Below are 26089 nucleotides of genomic sequence, written 5' to 3' on the forward strand. Positions count from 1 at the left end.
TGTCTTGGACCTGCCGCATGAACGACTCCTTGCGTTGGATACCTTTGCTGGTCTGCTCGACCATCGCACTGCCGTTGCCCGGGCAAGCCCAGACCGACGCCCCTGCGCTGGCTGCCACGGTGGTCACCGCGACGCGCACCGAAGCCGATCCGCAAGACGTGCCGGCCTCGATCGGCAGCGTGGCCGGCGACGATCTGCGCCAGGGCCGCGCCCAGGTCAACATCTCCGAGGCCCTGGGCAGCGTGCCCGGCCTGCAGGCACGCGAGCGCCAGAACTACGCCCAGGACGTGCAGATCTCCATGCGCGGCTTCGGCACGCGCGCCACCTTCGGCATCCGCGGGCTGCGCCTGTACGTGGACGGCATCCCGGCCACCCAGCCCGATGGCCAGGGCCAGCTCTCGCATGTCGACCTGGCATCGGCCGAGCGCATCGAGGTGCTGCGCGGGCCGTTCTCTGCGCTGTACGGCAACTCCTCGGGTGGCGTGCTGCAGGTGTTCACCGAGGAAGGCCGCGGCGCGCCGCGGCTGCGGCTGGACACGGCCGCCGGCAGCGACGGCCTGCTGCGCTTCGGCACCAAGTTGTCTGGCAATACGGGGCCGAACGACAGCGGCGTGGGCTATGTGCTCTCTGCGAGCCGCTTCGCCACCGACGGCTACCGCGAGCACAGCGCGGCACGGCGCACCCTGGCCAATGCCAAGCTCACGCTGCGGCCGCACGAGGACGGCAAGCTCACGCTCGTGGCGAACCGCGTGGTGCTGCCGAAAGCGGAAGATCCGTTGGGGCTGGAACGCAAGGATTGGCAGGCCAACCCGCGCGGCGTAGCAGCTGCGGCGACGAACTACAACACCCGCAAGAGCATGGACCAGACCCAGGCTGGACTGGTGTATGAGCACTACTTGAGCGAGGCCCACTCCGTACAAGGAACGCTGTATGGCGGACAGCGCAGCACGCAGCAATTTCAATCGATCCCTCGGAATACGCAGGTCAGCCTACCGTTGCACCCTGGCGGTGTGATCGACCTGGACCGCGACTACGCCGGGGCCGATCTGCGCTGGACCTGGCACACGCGGCTGGCCGACGCGCCGCTCACCGTGGTGGCCGGGCTGGCCTACGACGGCCTGCGCGAGGACCGGCGCGGCTACGAGAACTTTGTCGGCAGCGCGTTGGGAGTGCAGGGTGCGCTGCGCCGCGACGAGCACAACCGCGTCAACAACTTCGACCAATACCTGCAGGCCGACTGGCGCGTGACGCAGCGCTGGACGCTGAACGCAGGACTGCGCCACAGCCGCATCCGTGTCGACTCGCAGGACCGGTACATCACGGCGGCGAACCCCGACGACAGTGGCGTCGCCCGCTATGGCGCCACACTGCCGGTGGTTGGAGCGAGCTTTGCCATCACGGAATCCCTGCGCATCTATGCGTCGGCCGGCAAGGGCTTCGAGACGCCGACTCTGAACGAGCTGTCTTACCGTCCAGACCAGTTGCCCGGCCTCAACTTCGGCCTGAACCCGGCCCGCAGCAAGAGCGTAGAGACAGGCCTCAAGCACCGCAGTGCGGCGTTCGGCGAATGGACGGTGGCAGTGTTCCGTACCGGAACTGAAGACGAAATTGTCACCCGCACCATCGATGGCCGCGCGACGGCAACCAATGCTGGGCGCACGAGGCGCAATGGGTTGGAGCTTTCATGGGAACAGCGTTTCCTTCAACATCTGCGGATGCAGATGGCTGCCACCCTGCTCGACGCGCGTTATCGCGATGGCGCGAACGCTGGGTCTCGCATGCCGGGTCTGGCAAAGAGCAGTCTGTATGCGAGCGCCGGCTGGATGCCACAGCAGGGTTGGCGCGCCGGTGCGGACTGGCGTGTCTTGAGCAAGGTCTACGTGAACGATGCCAACAACGATGCGGCGGCGGGATACGGTGTGCTGGGGCTTTACACAGGCTACCTCGCACGAGTGGGTAGCTGGCAGCTGGAGGGCTTCGTGCGCGCCGACAACCTGCTGGACAAGCGCTATGCCGGCTCGGTCATCGTGAATGACGCGACGATGCCGGTCGGCCGTTACTTCGAACCCGCACCGGGCCGCAACTGGCTGGTCGGCCTGTCGGCCACGCTGGCGCTGTAGCACAAGAAAAAGGGCGCCGCGCGGCGCCCTCGTTCGCTGCGGCACCAGCCGCCTTACTTCTGGCCGCCGGTGTTCTTCGCCGCGTTCGCTGCGCTGCCTGGCAGATCGTTCTTCTGTTCGCCGCTCTGGCGGTTCTTGCGCCAAGTGTCGAACTCGTCGGAGAACTTCTTGTAGCGCTCCCCGCGCCAGGACTGGTAGTCCTCGTCCAGGTTGCGCAGCTGCTGCTCGCGCCATTGCTGGTAGTCGGGGTCGTGGTGGTGCTGCTGCTGGCGGCCGCCCTGGTAGGAGCCGTAGCCCAGTTGGTCGCCATAGCCGCCATAGGTCTGGCTGCCGGCGTAGGGGCCGGTGTTGGAACGGTAGCCGCCGGAACCACCCTGGTAGCGCTCGTGGCCGTAGCGGTCCTCGTCGCTGCCGTAGGTGCGGTTCCAGTCGCGGCCTTCGTCGTAGCCGTAGCCGCCCTGGCGGTAGCTCTGGTTGCGGTAGCCCGCATCCGCACCGCCGTAGCCGCCATATTCGCCACCGCGGCGCTCGTCGCGGCTGCCGTAGCCCTGGTAGCCCGGGTTGCGCATATAGCCCGGCCGGTTGTAGCCCGGATCGGCCTGCCAATCGCGCTGGTAGCCGCCGCTCGGGCCGCCATGCACATCGGGTGCGCTGGCGCGACCGTAACTGGCCTGGGCCGGGTCGTGCCGGTGCAGGTCGCTGCCCTCCTGGCGTGCGCCCCAATTGCGCGCGTCGTGCCGGTTGTCCTCGTAGCGCTCGCCTCCGTGCTGGCGCTGCTGGTCAGCGTACTGCCCCATCTGGTTGCGGTTGTTCTCGTGCCACGCGTCCTGCTGGTCGTGGCGTTGATCGCGTTGTGCCATCGTGCTTCGCTCCTGTGCATGCGGTTGTGGAATCGGCAGCGCCGCGTGCGGCTGCCGTGCTGTGAATCGCAGGTTGCGGCGCCCGCCGCTGGCCGCAGGCCGGGATCGGCGCCAAGCTCCGGTAGGACGGCTCCGACCCGGTCTCAGCCGCCTGGTGCGGAAGCCGGCGGTGCCGCCGGCAAGGCGGATGCCGGGTTGTGCGCCGGTTCCGGCGTGGGGGCCGGTGCGGCACTGCCCGCGCCGCTGCTGCCCTGCGGGGTGTCCGTCCCGGGGCTCTTGCCGGTTCCTCCGCCGCTGCCCGTGCTCTCGGGCGCCGTCGGCGTCGTCGCCGGCGCACTGGACGCAGTGGCCGGCGCATTGGCGCTGTTGCCGGACACGCCCGGCGTGGGCGCCTCCTGGCGCTGGCAGGCGGCCAGCAGCGTGACGAGGGCGATGGCGCCGGCGGCGCGCAGGCCGGCTCGCGCGAGGGAAGCGGACATGGTGGTCTCCCGTGGATGTGGAAACCGCCATGCTGCGCGGCGCATGCGCCGCGCGCTGTAGGACGGGCGCGCCGCAGCTTGCCGGCCTGGCGTGGCCGTCAGGGCACCGTACCCAGGCCGGGTGCGCTGGCCACGGCCTGCGCGGCGCGCGGCAGCACCACGCTGAAGCAGGTGCTGCCCTCGGCCGACGCGACCTGCAGCTGGCCGCCGTGCGCGCGCACGATCTCGCGCACGATGTACAGGCCCAGGCCCAGGCCTTCGTTGCGCGTGCTGGCGCGCCGCGACGGGGCCTCTTCAGCCCGGGCACGGCCGCTGCGGAAGGGGTCGAAGATGTGCGGCAGCACCTCGGCCGGGATCTCGCCGCCGTTGCGCACCGACAGGCGCACGCTGGTGGCGTGGCTGCCGTCCAGCGCCACCTCGACGGTCTCGCCTTCGCCGTGCCGCAAGGCGTTGCCGATCAGGTTGGACAGCACCTGCGTGAGCCGGTCTTCGTCCCAGTCGCCCAGCAGGTTGCCGTGCAGGTCCAGCCGCACCTGTTTGTCGGGGCGCGTGCTCTGGCGCTCCTGCACCACGCGCTCGGCCAGCACGCCGAGGTCGAAGCGCTCGCTGACCATGGGCATGCCGCCGCCCTGGCGCGTGCGCGCCAGGTCCAGCATGTCCTCGATCATGCGGCCCATCCACTGGCCGCTGCGCAGCAGGCGCTGGGCCACGGTGCGGGTGGTCTCGTCGGGCCGGCGCAGCAGCAGCTCGGCGGCCGTGGTGATGGCCGACAGCGGGCCGCGCAGGTCGTGGCCCAGCACGGCGGTGAACAGCTCGTGCAGGCGCAGCGTCTCGGTGCGCTCCTGCAGGTTGCGCGCCAGCTGCTGCTTCTGCCGGTATAGCTGGAAGAACACGCCGGCCTTGCCGCACAGCACGTGCGGCTCCACGGGCTTGTAGAGGAAGTCCACCGCGCCGGCTTCGTAGCCGCGGAACATGCGCTGCGCATCGCGCGTGCCGGCGGTCACGAAGATGATGGGCACATGGCGCGTGCGCTCCATGCCGCGCATCATCTCGGCCAGCTCGAAGCCGTCCATCTCGGGCATCTGCACGTCGACCAGCGCCAGGGCCACCTCGTGGCGCAGCAGCAGCTCCAGCGCCTCGGTGCCCGAGCGCGCCTGCAGTACCTGGACGTCTTCGCTCTGCAGCAGCGCGGCGAGCGCGAGCAGGTTCTCCTCGAGGTCGTCGACGATCAGGCACTTGATCGGCTCCGGGCGCTCGGCCGGCGCGGGGCCGCCCACGGCGAAGGGCTGTGGCGGGCTCATGGGTACTCCCTGCGGCCGGTCATGCCAGCTCCCTGGCCTGCGAGGCCGCGTCCAGCGTGCCCAGCAGCGCGACCAGCGCGTGCAGCGGCAGCACGAAGTCGGCCGGGCCCGTGGCCAGAGCGCACTCCGGCATCAGCGGCATCTGCGCATCGGCGGGGTCCTGCACGGCCGTGAGGCCGCCGGCCGCGCGCACGCTGGCCAGGCCTTCGGCACCGTCCTGGTTGCCGCCGGTCAGCACCATGCCCAGCAGGCGTGGGCCGTAGAGGTCGGCGGCGGACTGGAACAGCACGTCGATGGCCGGGCGCGAGTAGTGCACCGGCGCGTCCACCGAGAGCGCCAGCTGCGGGCCGGTGTCCAGCAGCAGGTGGTAGTCCGGCGGCGCGAAATAGACCTGTCCGGGCTCGATGGGCTGCTTGTCCTGGGCCTCGCGCAGCGGCACGGCGCAGCGCGGCGCGAAGATCTCCACGAGCAGGCTGGCGCGGTCGCGCGGCAGGTGCTGCACCACGAACACCGGGGCCCGCAGGCCGGCCGGCAGCGCGGGCAGCAGCTGCGACAAGGCTTCGACGCCTCCGGCCGAGGCGCCGATCACGACCGCGTCCACGCGGCCTGCAAGCGATGGGGCGGTCGTCATAGGCTCTTTTGGTAGATGCGCTCTTCGCGCACGAACTCCGTGAACGCATGCGCGCAGGACGAAAAGCGCAGCGATTCCTTGCTGCCCAAGCCGAGAAAGCCCTTGCGGCACAGCGCGTCGCGGAACAGGCCGAGCGCGCGGTCCTGCAGCGGCCGGTCGAAATAGATCAGCACGTTGCGGCAGGAGACCAGCTGCATCTCGGCGAACACCGAGTCGGTGGCCAGGCTGTGGTCGGAGAACACCACGTTGCGGCGCAGGCTCTTGTCGAACACCGCGCGGCCGTAGGCGGCCGTGTAGTAGTCCGACAGCGAGCTCTTGCCACCGGCACGCTGGTGGTTGAGCGTGAAGCCGGCGATGCGGTCGAGCTCGTAGACGCCGGCCTCGGCCTGCTGCAGGGCTTGCGGGTTGATGTCGGTGGCGTAGATCAGCGTGCGCTCCAGCAGGCCTTCCTCGCGCAGCAGGATGGCCAGCGAGTAGACCTCCTCGCCGGTGCTGCAGCCGGCCACCCAGACCTTGAGCGAGGGGTAGGTGCGCAGCAGCGGCACCACCTCGCGGCGCAGCGCCAGGAAGTACCCTGGGTCGCGGAACATCTCGCTGACCTGCACCGTGAGGTAGTCCAGCAGGGCCGGGAAGAAGTCCGGCTGGTGCAGCACCTTGTCCTGCAGTTGCGACAGGGAGGTGCAGGAAAAACGCCCCATCGCGGCCTTGAGCCGGCGCCGCAGGGAGGCCTGCGCGTAGCCGCGGAAGTCGAAGTGCCAGCGCAGGTAGATGGCGTCCACGAGCAGGCCCATCTCGATGTCGAAGGTGCGGTCGGACATGGCTCACTTCGGCATCCAGACGCGCAGGAGCGAGAGCAGGCGCTCCACGTCCAGCGGCTTGGCGATGTAGTCGTTGGCGCCGGCGGCCAGGCACTTCTCCTGGTCGTCGCGCATGGCCTTGGCGGTCAGCGCGATGATGGGCAGCTTCTTCCACTCGGGACGCTTGCGGATCTCGCGCATGGCGGTCAGCCCGTCCATCTCCGGCATCATGATGTCCATCAGCACGAGGTCGATGCGGGCCTCGGCATCGGCCTCGCCGGCGCGCGTGCGTTCGAGCGCCGCCAGGGCTTCCAGGCCGTTGCGCGCCAAAGTGATCTGCGCACCCTTGGGCTCCAGCACGCTGGTCAGCGCGAAGATGTTGCGCACGTCGTCTTCCACCACGAGGATGCGCCGGCCCTCCAGCGTGGCGTCGCGGTCGCGCGCCAGGCGCAGCAGGCGCTGGGCCTCGGCCGGCAGCTGCGCCTCCACCTGGTGCAGGAACAAGGTGACCTCGTCGAGCAGCCGCTCGGGCGAGCGCGCGTCCTTGATGATGATGGACTTGGAGAAGCGGCGCAGCTGCTGCTCCTCCGCATGCGTGAGCGAGCGGCCGGTGTAGACGATCACGGGCGGGAAGGCCGTGCCCTCCTGCGCCGCCATCTGCTCCAGCAGTTCGTAGCCGGACAGGTCGGGCAGGTTCAGGTCCATGATCATGCAGTCGAAGGTCTGCTCGGACAGCGCGCGCAGTGCCGCCGCGGCGTCGGCCACCGCGCGGATCTCCACGTCCGGGCCGGCCAGCAGCTGGCCGATGCTCTCGCGCTGGCGCGCGTCGTCCTCGACCACCAGCACGCGGCGGATGCCCTGCGAGATCTTGGCCTCCAGCCGCTGCAGCGCCTCCACGAGCTGCGTGCGCTTGACGGGCTTGAGGTCATAGCCCACCGCGCCGCGCTCGAGCGCCTCCTGCGTGTAGTCGGCCACCGAAACCACGTGCACCGGGATGTGGCGCGTGCGCGCATCGTGCTTGAGCTGGTCCAGCACGCCCAGGCCCGAGTGGTCGGGCAGGTTCATGTCCAGCAGCACGGCGCTGGGCCGGTACTGCAGCGCGGCGGCCAGGCCGTCGGCCGCACTGTGCGCGAGCACGCACTGGAACTGCATCTCGTGCGCGAGGTCGCGCAGGATGGCGGCGAAGCGCTGGTCGTCCTCGATCACGAGGATGAGCCGCGCACCGGGGCGCAGCGCATCGCGGTCGTCCTGCAGCGTTTGCGGGGCGGGGCTGGGCGCCGAGGGCGGCGCCGACACGGGCGCCGGTGCGATGCTGCGCAGCACGCGCTGCGGCGCCACGGCCGGCACGGGAGCGGGCAGGGCGGCGGCCTCCTCGGCCTGGCGCGGCACGTAGCGCGCCGGCAGCGCCAGTGTGAAGGTGCTGCCGGCACCGGCCTGGCTCTGCACCGTGAGCGTGCCGCCCAGCAGGTGCGCCAGGTCGCGCGAGATCGACAGGCCCAGGCCCGTCCCGCCGTAGCGCCGGTGCGTGCTGCCATCGGCCTGGCGGAAGGCCTCGAAGATGAGTTCGTGCTGTTCGGGCGCGATGCCGATGCCGGTGTCGCGCACAGCCAGTTGCGCGCCGCCATCGGGGCCGGCGGCCAGCAGCAGCTCCACCGTGCCGCTGGGCGTGAACTTGATGGCGTTGGACAGCAGGTTCTTGAGGATCTGGCCCAGGCGCTGCGCGTCGGTCACGATCTGGCGCGGCGCATCGGGCGCGATGTCGACGGACAGGCGCAGGCCCTTTTGCCCGGCAGCCGGCTGCAGGCTCTTGGCCAGGCCCTCGAGCAGGCCGGCCAGGCGCACGGTCTCGGCATGCACCTCGACCTTGCCGGCCTCGATCTTGGACAGATCCAGGATGTCGTTGATCAGCGTCAGCAGGTCGTTGCCGGCCGAGGAGATGGTCTGTGCGTACTTGACCTGCTCGTCCGTGAGGTTGCCACCCTTGTTGTCGGCCAGCAGCTTGGCCAGGATCAGTGTGGAATTCAGTGGCGTGCGCAGCTCGTGGCTCATGTTGGCCAGGAACTCGCTCTTGTACTGGTTGGAGCGCTCCAGCTCGGCCGCCTTGGTGCTCAGCACCTCCTGCGAGCGCTGCAGCTCGTCCTTCTGCACCTGCAGCTGCTGGGCCTGTTCCTCCAGTTGCGCGTTGCTCTGTTCCAGCTCGCTCTGCTGCACCTCCAGCTGGGCCTGCGACTCGCGCAGAGCGCGGCCCTGTTCCTCCAGCTCCTCGTTGGACACGCGCAGTTCTTCCTGCTGCGCCTGCAGTTCCTCGGCCTGGCGCTGGGTTTCCTCCAGCAGCTCCTCGAGCCGGCTGCGGTCGTGCGAGGTGCGCACGGCGATCGCGAGCGTCTCGGACATGCGCTCGAGCAACTGCTCGTCGACCGGCTCCAGCTTGCGCGTGAAGCCCAGCTCGAGCACGGCGCGCACGCGCCCGTCCACCTGGGCCGGTGCCACCAGCAGCTCGCGCGGGTCGGCGCTGCCCAGCGTGGAGTTGATCGGCAGGTAGCCGGCGGGCACGTCGGCCACGCGCAGCGTGCGCCGTTCCTTGGCGGCCTGGCCCAGCAGACCGTCGCCCGGCCGTACCTGGGCGCTGCCGGCCGCTGCGGCGAAGGCGGCGAGCCGGCGGAAGCTGCCGTCGCGCTCGGCCAGGTACAGCGCGCCGACCTGCGCATCCAGATAGCCGGCCAGGTAGCTGAGCACGTTCTCGCCCAGCGTCTCCAGCCGGTGTTCGCCCTGCACGCGTTCGGCCAACCCGGCCTGGCCGGCGCGCAGCCAGACCATGTCCTCGCGCAGGCGGTGCTCGCGCACCGCGATGCCGGCCGACACCAGGATCAGCACCAGCAGCGTGGCGGCGCCGCCGCCCTGCACGCGCGAGGAGTAGTCGACCGCCTGCTGCCAGTCGGCCTGGCGTTCGGTGCGCCGCGCCACCTCCTCGCGCAGCGCCTCGTCGGCCAGCGCGCGCAGGCCGTCCATGGCGTCCTTGCCGCGGTCGCTGACCACGATGGCCAGCGCGCCCGGCCCGTCGCCGGCGCGGCGCAGCGCGATGGTCTGCGCGAGTTCCTCCAGCTTGAGGTCGGCATAGCGCTGCAGCCGCTGCACGCGGTCGAGCTGCTGCGGGTTGTCGGCCAGCAGCTGGCGCAGCTGCTCGAAGGTGGCGGCCAGGTTCACACGCGCGTCGGTGTAGGGACGCAGGTAGGGCTCCTGCCCGGTGATGAGGAAGCCGCGCTGGCCGGTCTCCGCATCCTTCATGTGCGAGAGCAGCGCGTTGATCTGCTCGATCACGCGCGTGGCCTGCGTCACGCGGTCGGCCGTGCGCGCCCGGGTCTCCATGGCCTGGAACGAGAACCAGGCGATGGCGGCCACGGCGAGGATCGCGACGCTGAAGCCCGCCAGGCTGGCCAGCGGCAGGGGCCAGCGCGAACGCGTGCGGCCCGTGGAGGAGGGGGGGAGCGTGTTCACGGCCGTTGCCGGGGGCGGCCGCACGGGGCGCGCATGGCGTGGCAGGGGGCGGATGCGGGGAGCATGGGCATGAGGTGGGAGATTCTAGAAATCGACATCCCGCCTTCCTGTAGGACCAATCCTATGCCGCTGTCGGAAAGCAGCGGGGCAGCTGGCCGATCGCGACGCGGCGGCGCGCGAGGCGCCCTCTATACTGCGCCGCCGCCCCATTGCCCATTGCAAGGACTGCCGCCATGACCTCAGCAGAACAACATCCCGCGCTGGCCGCCGTGCTGGCGGTGCTGGCGCGCGAAACCCAGGCGCCGGTGGCCCCCGCGGTGCAGGCGGAGATCGCCAGCATCCTCGCGGCGCGCCACGGCGTGCCGGCCGAGCTGGCGGTGGACCAGCGCGAAGTCACCATCCTGGTGGCCGACCTGCGCGGCTTCACGGCGCTGACGGCCACGCAGCCTGCCGGCACCATCGTGACCATGCTGAACCTGTGCCTGTCGCGGCTCTCGGAAGTGGTGTTCCGCTACGAGGGCGTGATCGACAAGTTCAACGGCGACTCGCTGACCGTGCTGTTCGGCGCGCCCGCCGCGCGCGAGGACGACGTGCTGCGCGCGCTGTGCTGCGCGGTGGAGATGCAGCTGGCCATGCGCGACCTCAACAACCACTACCTGCGCCGCCAGATGCCCGAGCTGCACCTGGGCATCGGCGTGAACACGGGCATGGTGATGGCCGGGCGCTTCGGCAGCCAGGCCTATTCGGAGTACGCCGTGATCGGCAACCAGGTCAGCCTGGCCTCGCGCATCGAATCGTTCAGCCTGCGCGGCCAGGTGCTGATCAGCGAGAACACCTACGCGCGCTGCAACGGCGTGGCCTCGGCCACAGAGCCCAAGGAAGTGTTCGTTGCCGGCAAGAGCCTGCCGGTCAAGGTGCGCGAGCTGATCGCCATTGCTTCGCGGCGCCTGAAGGTGCCACGCCAGGAGTTCCGCCGCAGCCACCGCGTGGAGGTGCGCCTGCCCTGCAGCCTGCGCCGGCTCGACAACGGGCAGCCCGTGGGCGAGCCCCAGCGCGCGCTGATCCGCGACGTGGGCTACCATGGCCTGCTGCTCGAACTGGAGCGCCCGCTGGCCGTGCAGGACGAGGTGGCGCTGGCCTTCGACCTGACGCTGGTGGACTACCAGGTGAACGACGTGCGCGCCCGCGTGGCCAAGGTCAAGCGCGAGGAAGGCCGGTTGCTGGCCGGCCTGGAGTTCACGCACATCGGCGTGGAGAGCAACGCCAAGATCCAGATGTTCGTGCAGCTGCTGGTCGGCGCAGGCTGAGGCTCACAGCCGCGCCTCGCGCAGGTCGGCCGGGCCGCCACCCAGCAGCTTCGCCTTGAGCGCCGGGTCCGTCGGCTTCTCGCCGAGCCAGACCATCAGCAGCGCATCGTAGACGGCGCGGTTGCGCAGGGGCGGTGCGAGCGGCTTGCCGTTGAGCGCCACCACGGCGCCCACGCCGGGCACCCAGTCCAGCGTCAACACCTCGCCGCGGCGCAGGCCACCGGGCCGCTGGCCGATCATGTCGGCCAGGGCCAGCAGATGCGCGCGCACCTCAGCGCTGGCGAAGCGCTCGGCCGAGAGGTCGCGCATGACGGCTTCGCAGAAGTCGTCGCCGCCGATGTCGCGCAGCGGCACGATGGTCATGCGGCGTGCTCCTGCGGTGGCCAGCACGGCGTCGGTGCGCTGCGTGCGGTCGGGCAGGTACAGGCCCATGGCATAGACCTTGAAGACCAGCCGCCGGGCGATGCCCGCGCCGTTGAGCTGCAGGTTCTGGCCGCCGACCTGGGCCGCCTCTTCCAAGGTCACCTCGCCCAGGTCGACCGCCGGCAGTGCCGGCAGGCAGGCCATGGCGCAGGCCGCGGCCAGGAGTCCGCGCAAGGGTCGAAGGGTGCGCATGCTGTGCTCCTGTGCCGCTACCAGACCGACAGCGTGCTCGTGAGCACGCGCTGCAGCCAGCTGCGCGAGGCGGCCTCGGAGATGTCGCCCTTGCCGCCGACCTCCACGCGCGCCTGCGCCACGTCGACCGAAGCCACGACGTTGCCGTCGCGCAGGTCCTTAGGATCGACGATGCCCGAGAAGCGCAGCATGGTGTAGTCGCCGCGCACCAGCACGCTGCGCTCGCCGGCCACCAGCAGGTTGCCGTTGGGCAGCACGTTGATGACCGAGGCCGCCAGCTGGCCCGAGAAGCTGCTGCTGTTCTCGGCCGTGCCGCTGCCCTTGTACGAATCGCTACCCGAGGCCGCGACGTCCAGGTTCAGGATGCCCTTGAGGATGCCCCAAGTGTCTTCGCTGGTGCCCGGGCCCTTGCTCGCGACGGCGTTCTCGCGGCTGGTGCTGTTGGCGATCTTGTTGCTGCTGGCCAGGTTCTCGGCGATGTCGACCTTGAGCGTGTCGCCGATGCGGCGCGGCTTGGCGCGGCCCGCGTACGAGAACACCATGGGCTGGCCCAGCTGGTAGATGGCACCGTTGTTGACGCGCTCCACGTTCGGCGGTTTGGGGAGCGGCGGCGCGTAGCTGGGCTGCACCGGCACGGCCGGCGGGGTCTGGAACAGCGCGCAGCCGGGCAGGGCCAGCGCCGCGGCCAGCAAGGCCGCCCAGGCCGGCCGGCGCGCGGGTTCAGCAGTGGCGTGGGTCATTCGGGAACTCCTCTTGCGCGCGCTGCGCGACATGTAGACATTGGTAGAAACCGACGTTCTCCGCACCGGTCACCAGGGCCGTCACGACCGGCGCGATCTTCTGGCGCGTCGTGGCCCATTTGTCGGTGCGCAGGCCGTCGGCCATCACGTAGTGGCTGGACGAAAGCACCTCGCCCTCGCTGGTGCGCAGCGTGAGCGATGCCGCGCTGATGTAGGGCCGCGGCAGCGGCGTCAGCGGCTGCGTGTCCCACTCGATCCAGGCGGCGTAGTGCAGCCAGACCTTGCAGGCGGGCACCTGTTGCAGCGCCTCGTAGACGCGGCTGTCCACGCCGTGGCTGCGCAGCGATTGCTGCAGCGCGGGCACCATGTCGGCGACCTCGGCCTGCGGGTTGAACGCGATGCACAGCGCGCGCAGCGGCGCATGCGGGTGGTAGACGGTGTGGCGCGCCTCGCTGTCGGCGCGTTCCAGCGCCAGGCTGGCCATGGCACCGGCGCCCTTGACGACTTCCCAGGCCGGCCAGGGGCTGACGATGCTGCAACCGCCCGACAGGGCCGCCGCCAGGGTGGCCAGCGCGAGCGCCGTGCGGCGCCGCCAGGTGTCAGACGATGGCATCGATGCCCCGGCTCACGGCGTTGGCGGCGAGGGCCGCGTACAGGCCGACCTGGCTGGCCGCGGACGCGATGCCGCCGACCACGCTGGAGGCTGCGTCGCCGACCGCATCGACGGCGCCGGACGCGGCATCGCCCACGGCATCGACCGTGTCGGCGACGAAAGCGGCCGCGCTGTCGTAGGCCGCCACGCCGGCGTCCGCGACCGCGGCGACGGCGTCCTCGCCGGCGTCCCAGACGGCCTCCAGCCCGTCCTGCACCGCCTGGACCACGGCACTGCCGCCCTCGACGACGCTGCCGGCCGTGCTGGCGGCGCCCTGGACTTCCTTGCCCAGGCGTTCCAGCCCTTGCGCGCTGAGCGACACGACCGTGCTGGCGGCGGCTGCCGCCGGTCTGGCGCTGGCCAGCTGGCCGCCGACGCGCTGCACCGCCTGGGCCGCGGTGGCCAGGCCTGTGGCCGTGGCCGATGTGATGGGATTCATCCGGTACTCCTTGGGTCGAGTGGTTTGAGTGGACGAATCCTAGGTGCGCGCGGTGATTTTCTCTTTTGAATAAGAAGCGCGAATATGCGCCAATTGGAGATTATCGTTTGATGCAATATCTCGTCATATTGAATAATGTGATTTGAATATATAAATCATTGATTTGAAAAGACTTTGTTTTACTCTGAATGACGTCCGGTGATGGCCCGTTCAATGGAAAATTGTCAAAGTGGAAACTCCCCATCGCACCGCGCGGCGCACCGTCGCGTGCGCTGCTTCGTGAAACGGAGATTGGTGACGCCGTGTGCGTTTTCGCCATGCATCGCATGCGGCGTCACACAAGGGCTGGCGCGCTTCACCAAGCGGACAAGCGCTGCGGCGAAGATGCGGGCGCGCCACCCGGGCTCCCCGAGAATCCTTCGCCGCGGGCCGGGCCGGCGCCGCCTTCGCATCGAACAACACACCCAGACCATCCCATGCCATCCGTGGAGTCCGCCAAGCCTTTTCATGCCTACATCGTCGAGGACGATGACGCGCTGCGCGACATGCTGTGCGCCTACCTGGGCCGCCACGGCCTGGAGGTGACCACCATGCGCAGCGCCGAAGAACTGCTGCAGCGCATGCACCGCCAGCGCCCCGACCTGATCGTGCTGGACGTGGGGCTGCCCGGCATCTCGGGCCTGCAGGCCTGCCAGCGCATGCGCGCCGAGGGCGACCGCGTGCCCATCATCCTGCTGACGGCTTTCAGCGAGGAGGTCGACCGCATCATCGGCCTGGAGATGGGTGCCGACGACTACCTGGGCAAGCCCTTTTCGGCGCGCGAGCTGCTGGCCCGCATCAACGCCGTGCTGCGCCGCGCCTCCTTCATTCCGGGCGCGCCGGTGGAGGCGCGCCGCACCGTGCGCGTGGGCCCCTTCCTGTTCGCACTGGATTCGCGCAGCCTGCACCGCGGCGAGGAGGTGCGTGTGCTCAACACGGTGGAGTACGCGCTGCTGGCCGAGCTCACGTCCAATCCCTCGGTGCCGGTCTCGCGCGAACGCCTGCTGGCCGTCTCGCACAGCCGCGGCGACGAGGTCATGCTGCGCGCGGTGGACGCCGCCATCATGCGGCTGCGCAAGCTGATCGAGCCCGAGCCGGCCTCGCCGCGCTTCATCCAGACCGTGCGCAGCCACGGCTACATGTTCGTGCCCATGGACGCCCTGCTCGCGTGACGTGAACCCTCCCCCGTTTGGACTTCTCACTGCGTGTAGAAGTCCCATCCCCCCTCAAGGGGGCGCACCCAGCAGTCCGGCAGAGCCGGCCCCGCGGGTGCACGCGCATGGCCTGCTCCGCGGCCTTTCGACCAGCGGCGTGCGGGGCGGTTTCGTGTCCTGCGGTTGGCGCGCCAGCCCCACGGAAAACTGACATGTCCCGTCGCCCGTTCTCCATCGTCCGCCGCCTGACCATCCTGGTGGTGGCAGTGATGGTGGTCATGCTGTGCCTGAACGCCTACCTGTTCCTGCGCTCCACCCAGCCCATGGCCTGGCAGCTGGCCGGCACGCTGGCGCGCAGCATCCACGTGGTGCGCACGGCACTGCAGCAGGCGCCCGCGGCCCAGCGCGACGCGCTGGCCAGGGCCTTGCGCTTCGGCGGCTTTCCGGTGCACCGGGCCACGGCCGCGCCGCCCTACACGCAGGCGCCGCCGCCCTTCGACCCCTTTCCGCTGCTGGCCCAGCCGCCGCGCTTCGGGCCGCCGCAGTTCGGGCCGCCGCGCCCGGGCCTGTGGCCGGACCGCGGGCCGCCGCCGGACGCGCGGCCCTGGCCCATGCACGAGGGCCCCGCGCCGGCGCAGCGGCTGGACTGGGCCGAGCAGCTGCGCAGCAAGCTGGACTTCCCGATCACGCTGAGCTGGCTGCACCCCGCACCGCCCGGCCCGCCGCTGCTGCGCGTGCGCTTCTCGGTGGACATGGAGGAGTGGGTGATCGACATGCCGGGCGGCGGCCGTCCGCCGATGGCGCCGCTGCTGCTGGCGCTGCTGCTGCTGGTGGGCGTGGGCGTGGCGGCCGCGGCGGCCACGGTGGCCGGCGTGCGCTGGATCACGCGGCCCATGGCCCAGCTGGCCGACGAGGTCGCGGCACGCCAGCGCGAGCTGCGCCCCATCACCCAGGCCAGCCCGGTGGCGGCCGAACTGCGGCCGCTGGTGGAAGCCTTCAACGGGCTGGTGGGTGCCGTCACCGCGGCCGACGCCACGCGCCAGCAGCTGCTGGCCGGCCTCTCGCACGACCTGCGCACGCCGCTGGCACGGCTGCGCCTGCGCATGGAATGCATGTGCCCGGACGACCAGCTGGAAAGCATGGAGCACGACTTCCAGGCCCTGGCCCACATCGTCGACCAGTTCCTGGCCTATGCCCAGGGCGAGGCCGACGTGGCGCCCGGCTCGCCCGAGCCGCTGGGCGCGCTGGCCCGGCGCATCGCGCGCAGCCACGGCGAGGGCAAGGTGCAGGTCGAGATCGAGGACCCGGCGGCCGGCGAGCTGCTGGTGCCCGACATCGCGCTGCACCGCGTGCTGAGCAACCTCATCGACAACGCCGCCGCGCACGGCCTTGCGCCCATCGTGCTGTGCATCCGCAGCGTGGCGCGCGAGTGCCAGCTGCTGGTGCTGGACAGCGGCCCCGGCATCGGCGCCGAGCGCTTCGAGGAGGCGCAGCAGCCCTTCGTGCGGCTGCAGGCCGGGCGCGCGGGCATCGGCCACTGCGGCCTGGGCCTTGCCATCGTGGCGCAGATCGCGCGGCGCCTGCACGGCCGCGTGTTCCTGCACGCGTTCGACGGCCAGCAATCCGGCGTGGGCGTCGCCCTGCCGTTCCCCACGCACATCTGAATTACTTCGGCAGCGCCTCCACCTCCCGGGTCCAGCGGTCGATCAGCCGCTTGCGCTCGGCCGACTTGCCGTACTTCTCGAAGTCGTACTTGATGAGCTTGACGCTATCGATGGCGGGGATGCGCGGGTCGGGCTTGAAGGTGCGGTTGGCCGGCGTCTGGTAGCTGCCCACCGTGGCGCCGATGGCCTGGCCGGCCGGGCCCATGAGCCAGTCGTAGTACTTCTGCGCGTTGGCCTTGTTGCGCGCGCCCTTCACGAGCGCGATGCCGCCGATCTCGTAGCTCGTGCCCTCGCAGGGCGCGGCCGTCTTCACGGGGTACTTGTCGTGCTTCCACTTCTCGAAGTTGAAGGCAAAGGTCACGCCGATGGCGACTTCGCCCTTGGCCACGTTGGGCGCCTGGGCCTGGCCGCTGCGCGTGTACTGGGTCACGTTGCGGTGCAGCTTCTTGAGGTAGTCGAAGGCGGCGTCCTCGCCCATCTGCTGCACCAGGCCGGCGATGACGGTGTAGGCCGTGCCGCTGGAGGCCGGATGCGAGATCTCGATCTCGCCCTTGTATTCGGGCTTGATCAGGTCGGCCCAGCACTTGGGCTCGGGCAGGCCCTTCTTCTTGAGCAGCTCGGTGTTGTAGCCGAAGCCGATGGTGCTGGTGTAAAAGCCCCCGACCTGGTTGCCGCTCATGGCGTACTGGCGCACGGACCATTCGTGCAGGTCGTTGATGTAGGCCGGGCGGTAGGCATCGAGCAGGCCGACCTCGGCGGCCTGCAGGAAGGGGTCGCCGGTGCCGCCCCACCAGATGTCGGTCTTGGGGTTCTGGGCCTCGGCGCGCAGCTGGGCCCCGATCTCGCCCGTGCCCTTGTGCGCCTGGTTGACCTTGATGCCGGTCTGGCGCGTGAACGCGGCGGCCGCGGCCTCGCACCAGGGCGCGTCGGTGCTGCACAGCGCGTTGACCACGCCCTGGGCCTGGGCGCCCATGGCGAGGGCCGCGATGGCCAGGGTGGGGAGGGTGCGGACGAAGAGGGGCATGCGGTCTCCAGTTGTTGTGTCGGTGCAGGCCATTGTGGGACGGCCCGCCCGCGCATGCGCTCCGGGTTTTCAGCCAGCGTTCAACCCGCCTGCGGCACCAGGTCGAGGAAGCCGCTGACTTCGGCCAGCCGGCCGTCGCCCGCGAGCACCGCGAAGTCCGTGCCCTTGGCCACGGCGGTGGCGGCATCGGGGCCCAGCGTCCAGCGAAAGCGCAGGCGCTCGCCATGGCCGTCGGCCTGGCCATCGAGGTGAAAGCGCAGGCCGCCGAACTGCTGCTGCGCCGCGCCGATCATCTGGTCCAGTGCCGCGTGGCCCTGGGCCTGCATGAGCGGGTCGGTGTAGCGCGCGTCGGGCGCGAAGGCCTGCGCGATCGCCGCGGCGCGCGCGGCGCCGGTGGCGTTCCAGGCGGCGATGTACTGCTGGGCGATGGCCTGGTAGTCGAGGGCGGTGTTCATGGACGGGCTCTCCTGCGTTGCGGCGTCCCACCGTGGAACGCCATGGCGCAAGAGTAGGGCGCGGCCCGCGCGCAGGCCATGACCTGGCAGGTCATGGCGGCGCAGCTACATGGCCCAGATGCGTGGCGGCGTGGCCGGCAGCTGCCAGCAGGCGCCACGCCAGGCGGCCCAGATCTGCTTCATGAGGCCCATGGCCGGCTCGACCACGGGCGCCAGCGCACGCACCACGACCACCTGCGCGTTCGGGCTGGTCGCACCGGCCGTGGCGCGCAGCGCGTGACCGTCGATCACGGCGCGCGCAGCGTCCAGCACCTGCTCGCGCCGGGCGCGCGCGAGCTTGTCGCCGCAGGCGAAGAACAGCGTGGCGATGCAGCGCTGGCCGGCCATGCCCAGCGGGCTGTCGAGCAGCAGGGCGTCGTCGGCCGCCATGCGCGCGCGCTCGAGCCAGACGCCGGGCAGTTCCAGGTGCTGGTGCAGCTGGCCCCGCGCGAACGGCTTGCCGGCATGGGGCAGGCCCAGCGCAGTGATGTCCCAGCCGATGAGTTCGGCGCCCGGCGCAAGCTGCAGGCGGAGCCGGTTCTCGGCCAGGCACTCGTCGTAGCACAGCGTCTCGGCCGGCAGCCATTCGAAGCGGGCGCCGGGGGCCAGCTTGAGCTCCGTGCGCTGTGCGGCGGTCTCGCCCGCGCTGCGGTAAAAGCGCGCCGCGCCGGGTGTGGTCACCAGGCCGTGCGCGCCTTCGCCCACGTCGATGCCGATGTCCAGCACGTCGCCGCCCACGAGCCCCCCCGGCGGGTGCACGAGCACGTTGTGGCAGATGCCCTCGTGCTCCGGATAAAGGCTTTGCAGCACGCGCAGCGGGCCCTGATGGCGGTGGCGCGCGACGCTGCGACCGGCTTCGAGACGGTAGTCCAGCGCGAGGCTGGCATGCCAGGCCACGTCAGCCCGCCGGTGCGGCTTGCACGGTCGGCAACGCAGGTGCCAGCGCGGAGCCGATGGCCGCGGAGCAGGCCATGCCAGCGACCGCCGCGGAACTGGCTCTGCCAGGCCGCCGGCGGTGCCCCCCTTCGCGCAGCAGAAGGGGGGAGCGGCGAAGCCGCTTGGGGGGATGTCTCATAACAATTGATACAGCCAGGTCTCGGAGAGCGTCTGGTCGCCGATCTTGAGGAACAGGCGCAGGTCCACCGGCCCGTTGCCCTCGGGCGTGTAGTCGAACTGGGCGCGCCAGTGGCCGGCCACGTTGTTCGGCACGGCCTCGGTGAAGACGTAGGAGAAGCTGCCGCGCGGCGCGCTCAGCACGGCCTCGGGCTTGACGCCGAAAGGCACGTTGGCCAGCGGCCCGCCCAGGAACTCGACCATGAACTTGCGCACGCCCTGTGGCCGCGGCTGGCCCGGCACGCCGCCGCGGCCGATGCGCGTGGCCACGCAGCGCGCCAGCGGCGAGGGAAAGGGCTCGTCCGCGACCCAGTGCAGGCGGTAGCGCAGGTCGTAGCTGCTGCCGGCCGCGGCCTTGGCCTTGGGCACCCAGAAGGCGCCGATGTTGTCGTGGATCTCGTCGTCGGTGGGGATCTCGACGAGCTCGACCGCACCCTCGCCGAAGTCCGACAGCGGCTCCACCCACAGGCTGGGGCGCTTGTCGTAGTTCACGCCGTCCAGGTAGTGGTCGAAGTTGCGGTCGCGCTGCATCAGGCCGAAGCCCTTGGGCGACCTGTCGCCGAAGGCCGAGATGCCGGTGGACGCGGGGTTGTTGAGCGGGCGCCAGATGCGCTCGCCGGCGCCGGTCCACAGCGCCAGGCCGTCGGAGTCGTGCACCTCGGGGCGCCAGTCGATGCCGCTGGGCTTGAGCTTGTCCGAATACCAGTACATCGAGGTCAGCGGCACCAGGCCGAGGCGCGCCACGTCCTGGCGCAGGAACAGCTTGCAGTCGATGTCCATGGTCACGGCCTGGTCGCGCCGCATCTGGAAGCGGTAGGCACCCGCGATGCTGGGGCCTTCGAGCAAGGCATAGACCACCACCGTGTTGCTGCCCTCGGCGGGCGGCTCGAACCAGACCTGCGTGAAGGCCGGGAACTCCTCGTTCTTGCCGTTCACGGCCACGTCCAGCGCCACGCCCCGCGCCGACAGGCCGTACTGGTACAGGCCGCCGATGGCGCGGAAGTAAGAAGCACCGAGAAAGGCGACCCAGTCGTTGCCCTGCCAGGGCAGCTTGGCCTGGTCGCCCAGCCGGCTTTCCTGGAAGCGGAATCCCGCGAAGCCCGCGCCGGGGGGCAGGGCCTTGGCCGGGCTGTCGGCCGGCATCTCGAAGTAGGCCGGGTCGTAGAGGATCTCGCGGCCGCGCGCGCCGCTGCCGGCCTTGTCCAGCACATGCATGTGCACAGGCGTCTGGAAGTAGCGGCCCATGTGGAAGAAGGTGACCGGGAAGGGGCCGGGCCCGTCCTTGAACAGCGCGAAGTCCGTCTTGTACTTGAGCTTGCCGTGCGCGTCGTAGTCGATGCGCTCGAGCACATCGGCCGGCAGCGGCGGCGGTGGTGCGTGGGGCTTGGCGGCCAGTGCGCGTGCGCGCGTGACCAGTTGTTCGAACGAGAACGGCGTGGCCGGGCCGAGCCTCAGGCCGGCTTGTGCCATCGCCTGGGGCGACAGCCCCAGCGCGGCCAGCGCGGCGGTGGTGCCGCCGGCGGTCAGAAGGGTTCTGCGGTGCAACATCGGGCCGAATGTACCGGAGCGGCCAGCCTTGTCCGAAGGGCCTGCCCGAGATGGGCCATTGGGCGACGGACGCTTGCGGCCTGCGCCTACACCGCAGTGCGCCGTGCGCTGCGGCGGGAGGACGACGTCCGACGGCCCGGCCGTTCGATCTTGCAGGCGTCGATCTGGTTTGTTGTCCTGGCGCAAGTCCGGCGCGCCGGTGCTGCCTAGACTTCCGAGCAGGCGCGGGGCAGGCATGCAACCGGTGCCGGGCGAGCCGACCGGTGCAGCGTGCGCCCGCGACCCGCATGACGACGAAGAACGGAAGGAGTTCAGCATGTTGATGAAGGCAGCTGTGTTCGTGGAGCCCGGCCGGATCGTGCTGGAAGACAAGCCGGTCCCCGATGTCGGACCCAATGACGCGCTGTTGCGCGTGACGACGACGACGATCTGCGGAACCGATGTGCACATCCTCAAAGGCGAGTACCCGGTCGCCCGCGGGCTCACCGTGGGGCACGAGCCCGTGGGTGTGATCGAGAAGCTCGGATCGGCCGTGCAAGGCTATGCCGAAGGCCAGCGCGTGATCGCCGGAGCCATCACGCCCAGCGGTTGGAGCAATGCCTGTCTGTGCGGTCAGTGCGCACAAGACGGCGCCGGCACGCCGCACGGCTTCAAGGCGATGGGGGGCTGGAAGTTCGGCAACACGATCGACGGCTGCCAGGCGGAGTATGTGCTCGTGCCCGATGCCATGGCCAACCTGGCGCCGGTACCCGATGGCCTGTCCGACGAGCAGGTGCTGATGTGCCCCGACATCATGTCCACGGGTTTCAGCAGCGCCGAGTCGGGCGGCGTGCGCATCGGCGACAGCGTCGCCGTGTTTGCCCAAGGGCCGATCGGCCTGTGCGCGACGGCCGGCGCGAAGCTGAGCGGCGCGAGCCTGGTGATCGGCGTGGACCGGCTGCCCGAGCGGTTGCGCATGGCCGCGACACTGGGGGCGGACGCTGTCGTGGACAGCAGCCGACAGGACCCCGTGGCGGAGATCATGCGCCTGACCGGCGGACGCGGCGTCGATGTCGCGATCGAGGCGTTGGGCACGCAGGCGACGTTCGAAGCGGCTCTCAGGGTGCTCAGGCCGGGAGGAACGCTGTCCAGTCTCGGCGTGTATTCGACGGACCTCACGATTCCGCTGAACGCCTTCGCCGCGGGTCTCGGCGACCACCGGATCGTGACCACGCTGTGCCCTGGCGGCAAGGAACGCATGCGCCGGCTCATGGCGGTGATCGCGGCACGCCGGATCGACCTGTCCGCCATGGTGACGCACCGCTTCCGGCTCGATGACATCGAGTCGGCCTACGAGGTCTTCGCGCACCAGCGTGACGGTGTCCTGAAGGTGGCCATCACGCCGTGAACGCGCCAGGCGTGTCGCTGCGGTCCGGTGGCCGCGGCGCGCGCCAGGGGCGGCCGGTCACAGCGCCACCGAGGAGAGAAGGAGGCACACATGCCCTTGTTGTCCCGCAAACCTGGCACCATCGACCGCAGCCTGCCGATCTGCGGTGGCGCGCTGGTCACGGACAGCGCCGGAATCTGCCCGCTGTACGGCCGACCGGGAGTGCGTTCGTGCGCGCCGTGCTGATACGCGGCGTGGGGCGGTCAGCGCTGCGCCGCGTGCTGTCGTTTCTGACCGGGCTCGCGTTTCTCGGGGGAGTGCTGGTCCTTGCCATCCGGGCCTACACCGCCTGGGTCACCCTGGACTGATGCACCGCGACACCTTGGCAGGCGTTTCGCGGGGCATGGAGCATCGTGCGCCGGGACGGTCAGAACGTGTGAATGAACCGATCGCGCCCACGACGGGGTGCGGCGGGCCGCAGGCGTAGGCGCGGGCCGCCGCCCGGGCTCGTGCCCGGGCAAGGACCGCAACGCCCGCATGCGGCCTGGCGCGCCCCGGCCCGAAGGGCGAGGCCCCGAGCGCAACGATCATGATGGAAACGGGTGCTCATCGAGGGCCTCGCGTGGGTGTGAGCGGTTCGTTCACACGTTCTCAGTCGTCCAGGCTGTCGCGCCGGCCGCGCTGCAGCGGGGCCTCCGGCGGCGGTACCGCATTGCGCAAGGCCGACTCGCCACGCTCGGTGAGGCCGAAGATCACGGCCTCGCCCTCTTCGCCGAAGGCGGTGTTCAGCGGCCCCAGCGGGACCGAGGCGGTGATGTACTCGGCGGCCTTGAGCACGCGCACCTTGTCGACATCGCTGGCCTTGCGAACCAGCAAAGGAAAACGGGCCCTTTCGAGCCGGGCGAGATAGTCCAGCGGCATGGGTTCCTCCGTCAGCGCGTTGTCAGCCGATTGTGCGGGCGGCCGGATCGCTGGCCGTGAATTTTTGTGTAACGGCCTTGCCGCCGGGTCGGCCAATGCGCGCCGGCTCAGCGGGTTTGCCAGAAGCCTGCATGCGTGGCGACCATTTCCGCCGCGACCGCGGGCACGGGGCCGACCACCGCCACCGCGCGTTGCCCGCGCGCGAAGACCTCGCGGCAGGGCAGGGACAGCGTGGGGTTCTCGGGATGGTCGCCGGTCAGCGCGAGCAGGGCGGTCTCCTCGGCACCGTAGACCACGCGGCCGATGCCGGCCCAGTAGACGGTGCCGGCGCACATGGAGCAGGGCTCGAAGGTGGTGACCAGCGTGCACTGCGCGAGGTAGGCGCCGGGGTAGTTGGCCGCCGCGTGCCGTGCCAGCGTGGACTCGGCGTGGTTCACCGTGTCGATGTTGCCCTGCTCGGCCAGCACGGTCTCGCCGTCGGGCGCGACGAGCAGCGCGCCGAAGGGATGCCGGCCCATGGCCATGGCACGCCGCGCGACCTGGTCGGCGCGGCGCAGCGCGCGGATCGTCTGCTCCGGGCTCATGCGTTCTGGCTGCCGCGGTGCGCCCAGCCCGTCGTGTGCTTCTCGACATAGCTGAACAACTCGTACATCAGCATGGCCATCGCGCCGACCACGAGCAGGCCGGCGAAGGCCAGGCCCATCTGCATGGACGAGCCGGCCGAGATCAGCAGGTAGCCGATGCCCTCGTTGGCGGCCGTCATCTCCGACACCGTGGTGCCCACGAAGGCCAGCGTGATCGCCACCTTGAGCGAGCCGTAGAAGTAGGGCAGCGAGCGCGGCAGGCCGACCTTGACCAGCACGTCCCAGCGCTTGGCGCCGAGCACGCGCAGCACGTCCTCGAGCTCTGGTTCCAGCGTGGCCAGGCCGGTGGCGATGTTGACCATGATGGGGAAGAAGCTGATCAGGAAGGCCGTCAGGATGGCCGGCCCGATGCCGATGCCGAACCACACCACGAGGATGGGCACGAAGGCGGCCTTGGGCAGCGCGTTGAAGGCTGTCATGAGCGGATAGACCGCGGCATAGGCCAGCCGCGAGGAGCCGATCACGAAGCCCAGCAGCACGCCGACCACGATGGCCAGGCCAAAACCCGCCATCGTGACCCAGAAGGTGCGCCAGGCGTGGCCGGCGATGATGGCCTTGAACTCCCAGAACTGCTCCCAGATCCGCAGCGGGCTCGGAAAGATGAACTCCGACACGTTGAAGGCCGCGCAGAGGATCTGCCACAGCGCGACGACGACGAACAGCAGCAGCCAGGGCGACCAGGCTTCGACGACTTTCTTGTTCATTGCGGCAGTGCGTTCTCAGAGGGTTTGGCCGCGCCGCTGCGGATCGCGCCGATGTGGCTGCGCAGCTCGAGCACGATGTCGGTGAACTCCTTGGTGTAAGTCAGCTCGAGCTCGCGCGGGCGCGGCAGTTCGATCTCGCGCTTGACGACGAAGCGGCCCGGGCTCTTGCTCATCACGTAGACCGTGTCGGCCAGGAATACCGACTCGCGCAGGTCGTGCGTGACCAGGATCACGTTGAACTGCTGCTCGGTCCACAGGTCGCGCAGGATGCACCAGAGCTCCTCGCGCGTGAACGCGTCGAGCGCGCCGAAGGGCTCGTCGAGCAGCAGCATCTTGGGCTCGTGGATCAGCGCGCGGCAGATGCTGGCGCGCTGCTGCATGCCGCCCGACAGCTGCCAGGGGAATTTGTCCTCGTAGCCGGCCAGGCCCACCTTCTGCAACAGCCGGCGTGCGCGCTCCTCGTACTCCTTGCGCTTGGCCTTGAAGCTCGAGCGGTAGGGCTCGACGATCTCCAGCGGCAGCAGCACGTTGTCCACCGTGGTGCGCCAGGGCAGCAGCGAGGAAGCCTGGAAGGCCATGCCCGAGATCTTGAGCGGGCCCGTGACGGGCTGGCCGTCGATGAAGATCTTGCCCATGGAGGGCATTCGCAGGCCCGTGGTCAGCTTCATGAAGGTCGACTTGCCGCAGCCCGAGGGGCCGACGATGGCGATGAACTCGCCCTTGCGAACCTTCAGGTCGATGGCCTCGACGGCGAAGTGGTTCTCGCGCAGCAGCTGCTCGTTGTAGGCGAGCCAGACATCGCGGAAGTCGACGAACGGGGTTTCTTCTGCCATCGTCACTTCTTGGCCGGCGGCAGCACGTTGAGCTCGGCGGCGCTCGGCAGGAAGCTGGCGTTCCACACGGCCTCGGGGTTCACGCGCGTCTTGGTGCCGAAGGCGTCCGACACCTGCGAGGCCATCAGCGACAGCCGGCCCGGGTTGGCCTGGCCGAAGCCTTCGGCGCGTGCGTTGGGGCTGGCGATCACGGTGTCGATGGCCAGCTGCAGCCGGCGCGTTTCCAGCGGCACGTTGACGATGCCATCGCGGGCCTTGACGTACTCGATGGCCGCGGGCGGGTTGGCCATGACCTCCTTGGCGCCCTTGGCGAAGGCCACCAGGAAGGCCTTCACCGCGGCCGGGTTGTCCTTGACCATCTTGGGCGAGGCGATGATCACGTTGCCGTACAGCTTCACGCCGTACTGCGGGTAGGGCAGGATGACCACGTCCTCGGTCTTGGCGCCGCGCGCCTCCAGGTTCAGCAGCGAGGTGAAGGTGAAACCGGTGATGGCGTCGATGTCGCCACGCATGAGCATGGTCTCGCGCAGCGGCGGGTCCATCGCGGTCCAGGCCACGTTGCCCACGTTGTTGGCCTTGGCGAAGATCGGGAAGGCGCGGCGCCCGGCGTCGAACACGGGCGCGCCCAGCTTCTTGCCGGTCAGGTCGGCGGGGGTCTTGATGCCGCTCTTCTTGAGCGCCATGACCGAGGCCGGCGTGTCGTTGTAGACCATCATGACCGCGACGGGCTTGTTCGGCGCGTCGGGGTTGTTGGCGTGGAACTCCATGAGCGCGGCCAGGTCGGCGAAACCCATGTCGTAGGCGCCCGAGGCCACGCGCGTGACCGTGCCGCCCGAGCCGTTGCCCGCGTCGATGGACACGTCCAGGCCGGCCGCCTTGAAGTAGCCCTTGGCGGCGGGCTGCAGGAACAGCGCGGCCGGGCCTTCGAAACGCCAGTCGAGCTGGAACTTGATCGGCGTGGTCTGCGCGTGCGCGGCCGGCAGGCCGAGCGCGAGGGCAGAGGCGGCGAGGAAGGTCTGGAGCAGATGGCGCTTGTTCATCGGTGTCTCGGAGTGAAAAGTGGGGCATTCAAGCAAATTGGATGCCTGCACGCCATTGGTGCGATTCCCGAGCGTTCCAATGGAAACGCCCCATCATGGGGTCCCATGG

General features: G+C 70.2%; 25 protein-coding genes. 6 read left to right on the forward strand and 19 right to left on the reverse strand.

Annotated features, from left to right (window positions below; translation table 11 throughout):
• The first annotated feature begins 17 nt into the window (after positions 1 to 17).
• The gene (locus IE209_RS18045; RefSeq protein WP_189688325.1) at positions 18 to 2120 is read left to right on the forward strand and encodes a TonB-dependent receptor family protein; all 2103 of its coding nucleotides are present in this window, start codon (positions 18 to 20) and stop codon (positions 2118 to 2120) included.
• A 53-nt stretch (positions 2121 to 2173) separates the two neighbouring features.
• Here the strand turns inward: IE209_RS18045 and IE209_RS18050 are convergent, their stop codons facing one another.
• The 6 genes from IE209_RS18050 to IE209_RS18075 all read right to left on the reverse strand — a co-directional run bounded on the left by IE209_RS18050 (position 2174) and on the right by IE209_RS18075 (position 9683).
• A complete protein-coding gene (locus IE209_RS18050) occupies positions 2174 to 2980 on the reverse strand; it encodes a hypothetical protein (RefSeq protein WP_189688326.1) in 807 nt (268 codons plus the stop codon).
• A gap of 143 nt (positions 2981 to 3123) precedes the next feature.
• A complete protein-coding gene (locus IE209_RS18055) occupies positions 3124 to 3459 on the reverse strand; it encodes a hypothetical protein (RefSeq protein ID WP_189688327.1) in 336 nt (111 codons plus the stop codon).
• A 98-nt stretch (positions 3460 to 3557) separates the two neighbouring features.
• Positions 3558 to 4760 carry a hybrid sensor histidine kinase/response regulator gene (locus IE209_RS18060; protein ID WP_189688328.1) on the reverse strand — a complete coding sequence of 401 codons (1203 nt, stop codon included), beginning with the start codon at positions 4758 to 4760 and terminating at the stop codon, positions 3558 to 3560.
• Positions 4761 to 4779: 19 nt separating this feature from the next.
• Positions 4780 to 5391 (reverse strand): chemotaxis protein CheB, encoded by a 612-nt coding sequence (locus IE209_RS18065; protein WP_189688329.1) that lies wholly within the window; start codon positions 5389 to 5391, stop codon positions 4780 to 4782.
• Complete coding sequence (locus IE209_RS18070; RefSeq protein ID WP_189688330.1) at positions 5388 to 6209, reverse strand: CheR family methyltransferase; 822 nt, start codon at positions 6207 to 6209, stop codon at positions 5388 to 5390. Before IE209_RS18070 ends, IE209_RS18065 begins: the two co-directional genes overlap by 4 nt.
• A 3-nt stretch (positions 6210 to 6212) precedes the next feature.
• On the reverse strand, positions 6213 to 9683 hold the full coding sequence (locus IE209_RS18075) for a response regulator (protein ID WP_229882926.1): 3471 nt from the start codon (positions 9681 to 9683) through the stop codon (positions 6213 to 6215).
• A gap of 233 nt (positions 9684 to 9916) precedes the next feature.
• Between IE209_RS18075 and IE209_RS18080 the strand changes: the two genes are divergently transcribed.
• Complete coding sequence (locus IE209_RS18080; RefSeq protein WP_189688331.1) at positions 9917 to 10990, forward strand: adenylate/guanylate cyclase domain-containing protein; 1074 nt, start codon at positions 9917 to 9919, stop codon at positions 10988 to 10990.
• A gap of 3 nt (positions 10991 to 10993) precedes the next feature.
• On the opposite strand, the gene IE209_RS18085 is transcribed toward IE209_RS18080, so the two are convergent.
• From IE209_RS18085 to IE209_RS18100, 4 genes are read right to left on the reverse strand one after another with little or no spacing between them, the layout of a single operon-like run.
• Positions 10994 to 11605: a chalcone isomerase family protein gene (locus IE209_RS18085; protein WP_189688332.1), complete on the reverse strand. Its 612-nt coding sequence runs from the start codon at positions 11603 to 11605 to the stop codon at positions 10994 to 10996.
• 17 nt (positions 11606 to 11622) lie between these two features.
• A complete protein-coding gene (locus tag IE209_RS18090) occupies positions 11623 to 12345 on the reverse strand; it encodes a flagellar basal body L-ring protein FlgH (protein ID WP_189688333.1) in 723 nt (240 codons plus the stop codon).
• The gene (locus tag IE209_RS18095) at positions 12326 to 12958 is read right to left on the reverse strand and encodes a cell division protein FtsI (RefSeq protein WP_189688334.1); all 633 of its coding nucleotides are present in this window, start codon (positions 12956 to 12958) and stop codon (positions 12326 to 12328) included. The genes IE209_RS18090 and IE209_RS18095 overlap by 20 nt, the downstream gene beginning before the upstream one ends.
• Positions 12945 to 13436 carry a hypothetical protein gene (locus tag IE209_RS18100; protein WP_189688335.1) on the reverse strand — a complete coding sequence of 164 codons (492 nt, stop codon included), beginning with the start codon at positions 13434 to 13436 and terminating at the stop codon, positions 12945 to 12947. Before IE209_RS18100 ends, IE209_RS18095 begins: the two co-directional genes overlap by 14 nt.
• A gap of 476 nt (positions 13437 to 13912) precedes the next feature.
• Between IE209_RS18100 and IE209_RS18105 the strand changes: the two genes are divergently transcribed.
• Both IE209_RS18105 and IE209_RS18110 read left to right on the forward strand, forming a co-directional pair.
• Positions 13913 to 14647: a response regulator gene (locus IE209_RS18105; protein WP_189688336.1), complete on the forward strand. Its 735-nt coding sequence runs from the start codon at positions 13913 to 13915 to the stop codon at positions 14645 to 14647.
• Between the two features lie 194 nt (positions 14648 to 14841).
• Positions 14842 to 16293, forward strand: a complete 1452-nt coding sequence (locus IE209_RS18110) for a sensor histidine kinase (RefSeq protein WP_189688337.1) — start codon at positions 14842 to 14844, stop codon at positions 16291 to 16293.
• Position 16294: 1 nt separating this feature from the next.
• Here IE209_RS18110 and IE209_RS18115 read toward each other — a convergent pair whose 3' ends face one another.
• The 4 genes from IE209_RS18115 to IE209_RS18130 all read right to left on the reverse strand — a co-directional run bounded on the left by IE209_RS18115 (position 16295) and on the right by IE209_RS18130 (position 20472).
• A complete protein-coding gene (locus IE209_RS18115; protein WP_189688338.1) occupies positions 16295 to 17317 on the reverse strand; it encodes an ABC transporter substrate-binding protein in 1023 nt (340 codons plus the stop codon).
• A gap of 80 nt (positions 17318 to 17397) precedes the next feature.
• Positions 17398 to 17772 (reverse strand): nuclear transport factor 2 family protein, encoded by a 375-nt coding sequence (locus IE209_RS18120; protein ID WP_189688339.1) that lies wholly within the window; start codon positions 17770 to 17772, stop codon positions 17398 to 17400.
• 105 nt (positions 17773 to 17877) lie between these two features.
• On the reverse strand, positions 17878 to 18708 hold the full coding sequence (locus IE209_RS18125; protein ID WP_189688340.1) for an urease accessory protein UreD: 831 nt from the start codon (positions 18706 to 18708) through the stop codon (positions 17878 to 17880).
• Between the two features lie 174 nt (positions 18709 to 18882).
• Positions 18883 to 20472: an OpgD/OpgG family glucan biosynthesis protein gene (locus IE209_RS18130; RefSeq protein ID WP_189688341.1), complete on the reverse strand. Its 1590-nt coding sequence runs from the start codon at positions 20470 to 20472 to the stop codon at positions 18883 to 18885.
• A 316-nt stretch (positions 20473 to 20788) separates the two neighbouring features.
• On the opposite strand from IE209_RS18130, the gene IE209_RS18135 reads away from it, so the two are divergent.
• Positions 20789 to 21859, forward strand: coding sequence for an NAD(P)-dependent alcohol dehydrogenase (locus tag IE209_RS18135; RefSeq protein ID WP_229882929.1), 1071 nt, complete (start codon positions 20789 to 20791; stop codon positions 21857 to 21859).
• Positions 21860 to 22068: 209 nt separating this feature from the next.
• Complete coding sequence (locus tag IE209_RS18140) at positions 22069 to 22206, forward strand: hypothetical protein (protein WP_189688342.1); 138 nt, start codon at positions 22069 to 22071, stop codon at positions 22204 to 22206.
• Between the two features lie 283 nt (positions 22207 to 22489).
• Here the strand turns inward: IE209_RS18140 and IE209_RS18145 are convergent, their stop codons facing one another.
• From IE209_RS18145 to IE209_RS18165, 5 genes are all read right to left on the reverse strand, one after another.
• Complete coding sequence (locus tag IE209_RS18145; protein ID WP_189688343.1) at positions 22490 to 22759, reverse strand: hypothetical protein; 270 nt, start codon at positions 22757 to 22759, stop codon at positions 22490 to 22492.
• A gap of 107 nt (positions 22760 to 22866) precedes the next feature.
• Positions 22867 to 23343, reverse strand: coding sequence for a nucleoside deaminase (locus IE209_RS18150; RefSeq protein WP_189688344.1), 477 nt, complete (start codon positions 23341 to 23343; stop codon positions 22867 to 22869).
• Positions 23340 to 24107, reverse strand: coding sequence for an ABC transporter permease (locus IE209_RS18155; protein WP_189688345.1), 768 nt, complete (start codon positions 24105 to 24107; stop codon positions 23340 to 23342). The genes IE209_RS18150 and IE209_RS18155 overlap by 4 nt, the downstream gene beginning before the upstream one ends.
• On the reverse strand, positions 24104 to 24940 hold the full coding sequence (locus IE209_RS18160) for an ABC transporter ATP-binding protein (protein WP_189688346.1): 837 nt from the start codon (positions 24938 to 24940) through the stop codon (positions 24104 to 24106). The genes IE209_RS18155 and IE209_RS18160 overlap by 4 nt, the downstream gene beginning before the upstream one ends.
• A gap of 2 nt (positions 24941 to 24942) precedes the next feature.
• Positions 24943 to 25980: an ABC transporter substrate-binding protein gene (locus tag IE209_RS18165; protein WP_189688347.1), complete on the reverse strand. Its 1038-nt coding sequence runs from the start codon at positions 25978 to 25980 to the stop codon at positions 24943 to 24945.
• Between the last annotated feature and the right edge of the window lie 109 nt (positions 25981 to 26089).

The organism is Pseudorhodoferax aquiterrae (genome assembly GCF_014652235.1).
Classification (GTDB): domain Bacteria; phylum Pseudomonadota; class Gammaproteobacteria; order Burkholderiales; family Burkholderiaceae_C; genus Pseudorhodoferax; species Pseudorhodoferax aquiterrae.

What these genes read in the sequence shown, in the direction of transcription:
- IE209_RS18045 (WP_189688325.1), top strand. Translation starts at nt 18, where the DNA reads ATGAACGACTCCTTGCGTTGGATACCTTTGCTGGTCTGCTCGACCATC.
- IE209_RS18050 (WP_189688326.1), bottom strand. Translation starts at nt 2,980, where the DNA reads ATGGCACAACGCGATCAACGCCACGACCAGCAGGACGCGTGGCACGAG.
- IE209_RS18055 (WP_189688327.1), bottom strand. Translation starts at nt 3,459, where the DNA reads ATGTCCGCTTCCCTCGCGCGAGCCGGCCTGCGCGCCGCCGGCGCCATC.
- IE209_RS18060 (WP_189688328.1), bottom strand. Translation starts at nt 4,760, where the DNA reads ATGAGCCCGCCACAGCCCTTCGCCGTGGGCGGCCCCGCGCCGGCCGAG.
- IE209_RS18065 (WP_189688329.1), bottom strand. Translation starts at nt 5,391, where the DNA reads ATGACGACCGCCCCATCGCTTGCAGGCCGCGTGGACGCGGTCGTGATC.
- IE209_RS18070 (WP_189688330.1), bottom strand. Translation starts at nt 6,209, where the DNA reads ATGTCCGACCGCACCTTCGACATCGAGATGGGCCTGCTCGTGGACGCC.
- IE209_RS18080 (WP_189688331.1), top strand. Translation starts at nt 9,917, where the DNA reads ATGACCTCAGCAGAACAACATCCCGCGCTGGCCGCCGTGCTGGCGGTG.
- IE209_RS18085 (WP_189688332.1), bottom strand. Translation starts at nt 11,605, where the DNA reads ATGCGCACCCTTCGACCCTTGCGCGGACTCCTGGCCGCGGCCTGCGCC.
- IE209_RS18090 (WP_189688333.1), bottom strand. Translation starts at nt 12,345, where the DNA reads ATGACCCACGCCACTGCTGAACCCGCGCGCCGGCCGGCCTGGGCGGCC.
- IE209_RS18095 (WP_189688334.1), bottom strand. Translation starts at nt 12,958, where the DNA reads ATGCCATCGTCTGACACCTGGCGGCGCCGCACGGCGCTCGCGCTGGCC.
- IE209_RS18100 (WP_189688335.1), bottom strand. Translation starts at nt 13,436, where the DNA reads ATGAATCCCATCACATCGGCCACGGCCACAGGCCTGGCCACCGCGGCC.
- IE209_RS18105 (WP_189688336.1), top strand. Translation starts at nt 13,913, where the DNA reads ATGCCATCCGTGGAGTCCGCCAAGCCTTTTCATGCCTACATCGTCGAG.
- IE209_RS18110 (WP_189688337.1), top strand. Translation starts at nt 14,842, where the DNA reads ATGTCCCGTCGCCCGTTCTCCATCGTCCGCCGCCTGACCATCCTGGTG.
- IE209_RS18115 (WP_189688338.1), bottom strand. Translation starts at nt 17,317, where the DNA reads ATGCCCCTCTTCGTCCGCACCCTCCCCACCCTGGCCATCGCGGCCCTC.
- IE209_RS18120 (WP_189688339.1), bottom strand. Translation starts at nt 17,772, where the DNA reads ATGAACACCGCCCTCGACTACCAGGCCATCGCCCAGCAGTACATCGCC.
- IE209_RS18130 (WP_189688341.1), bottom strand. Translation starts at nt 20,472, where the DNA reads ATGTTGCACCGCAGAACCCTTCTGACCGCCGGCGGCACCACCGCCGCG.
- IE209_RS18135 (WP_229882929.1), top strand. Translation starts at nt 20,789, where the DNA reads ATGTTGATGAAGGCAGCTGTGTTCGTGGAGCCCGGCCGGATCGTGCTG.
- IE209_RS18145 (WP_189688343.1), bottom strand. Translation starts at nt 22,759, where the DNA reads ATGCCGCTGGACTATCTCGCCCGGCTCGAAAGGGCCCGTTTTCCTTTG.
- IE209_RS18150 (WP_189688344.1), bottom strand. Translation starts at nt 23,343, where the DNA reads ATGAGCCCGGAGCAGACGATCCGCGCGCTGCGCCGCGCCGACCAGGTC.
- IE209_RS18155 (WP_189688345.1), bottom strand. Translation starts at nt 24,107, where the DNA reads ATGAACAAGAAAGTCGTCGAAGCCTGGTCGCCCTGGCTGCTGCTGTTC.
- IE209_RS18160 (WP_189688346.1), bottom strand. Translation starts at nt 24,940, where the DNA reads ATGGCAGAAGAAACCCCGTTCGTCGACTTCCGCGATGTCTGGCTCGCC.
- IE209_RS18165 (WP_189688347.1), bottom strand. Translation starts at nt 25,980, where the DNA reads ATGAACAAGCGCCATCTGCTCCAGACCTTCCTCGCCGCCTCTGCCCTC.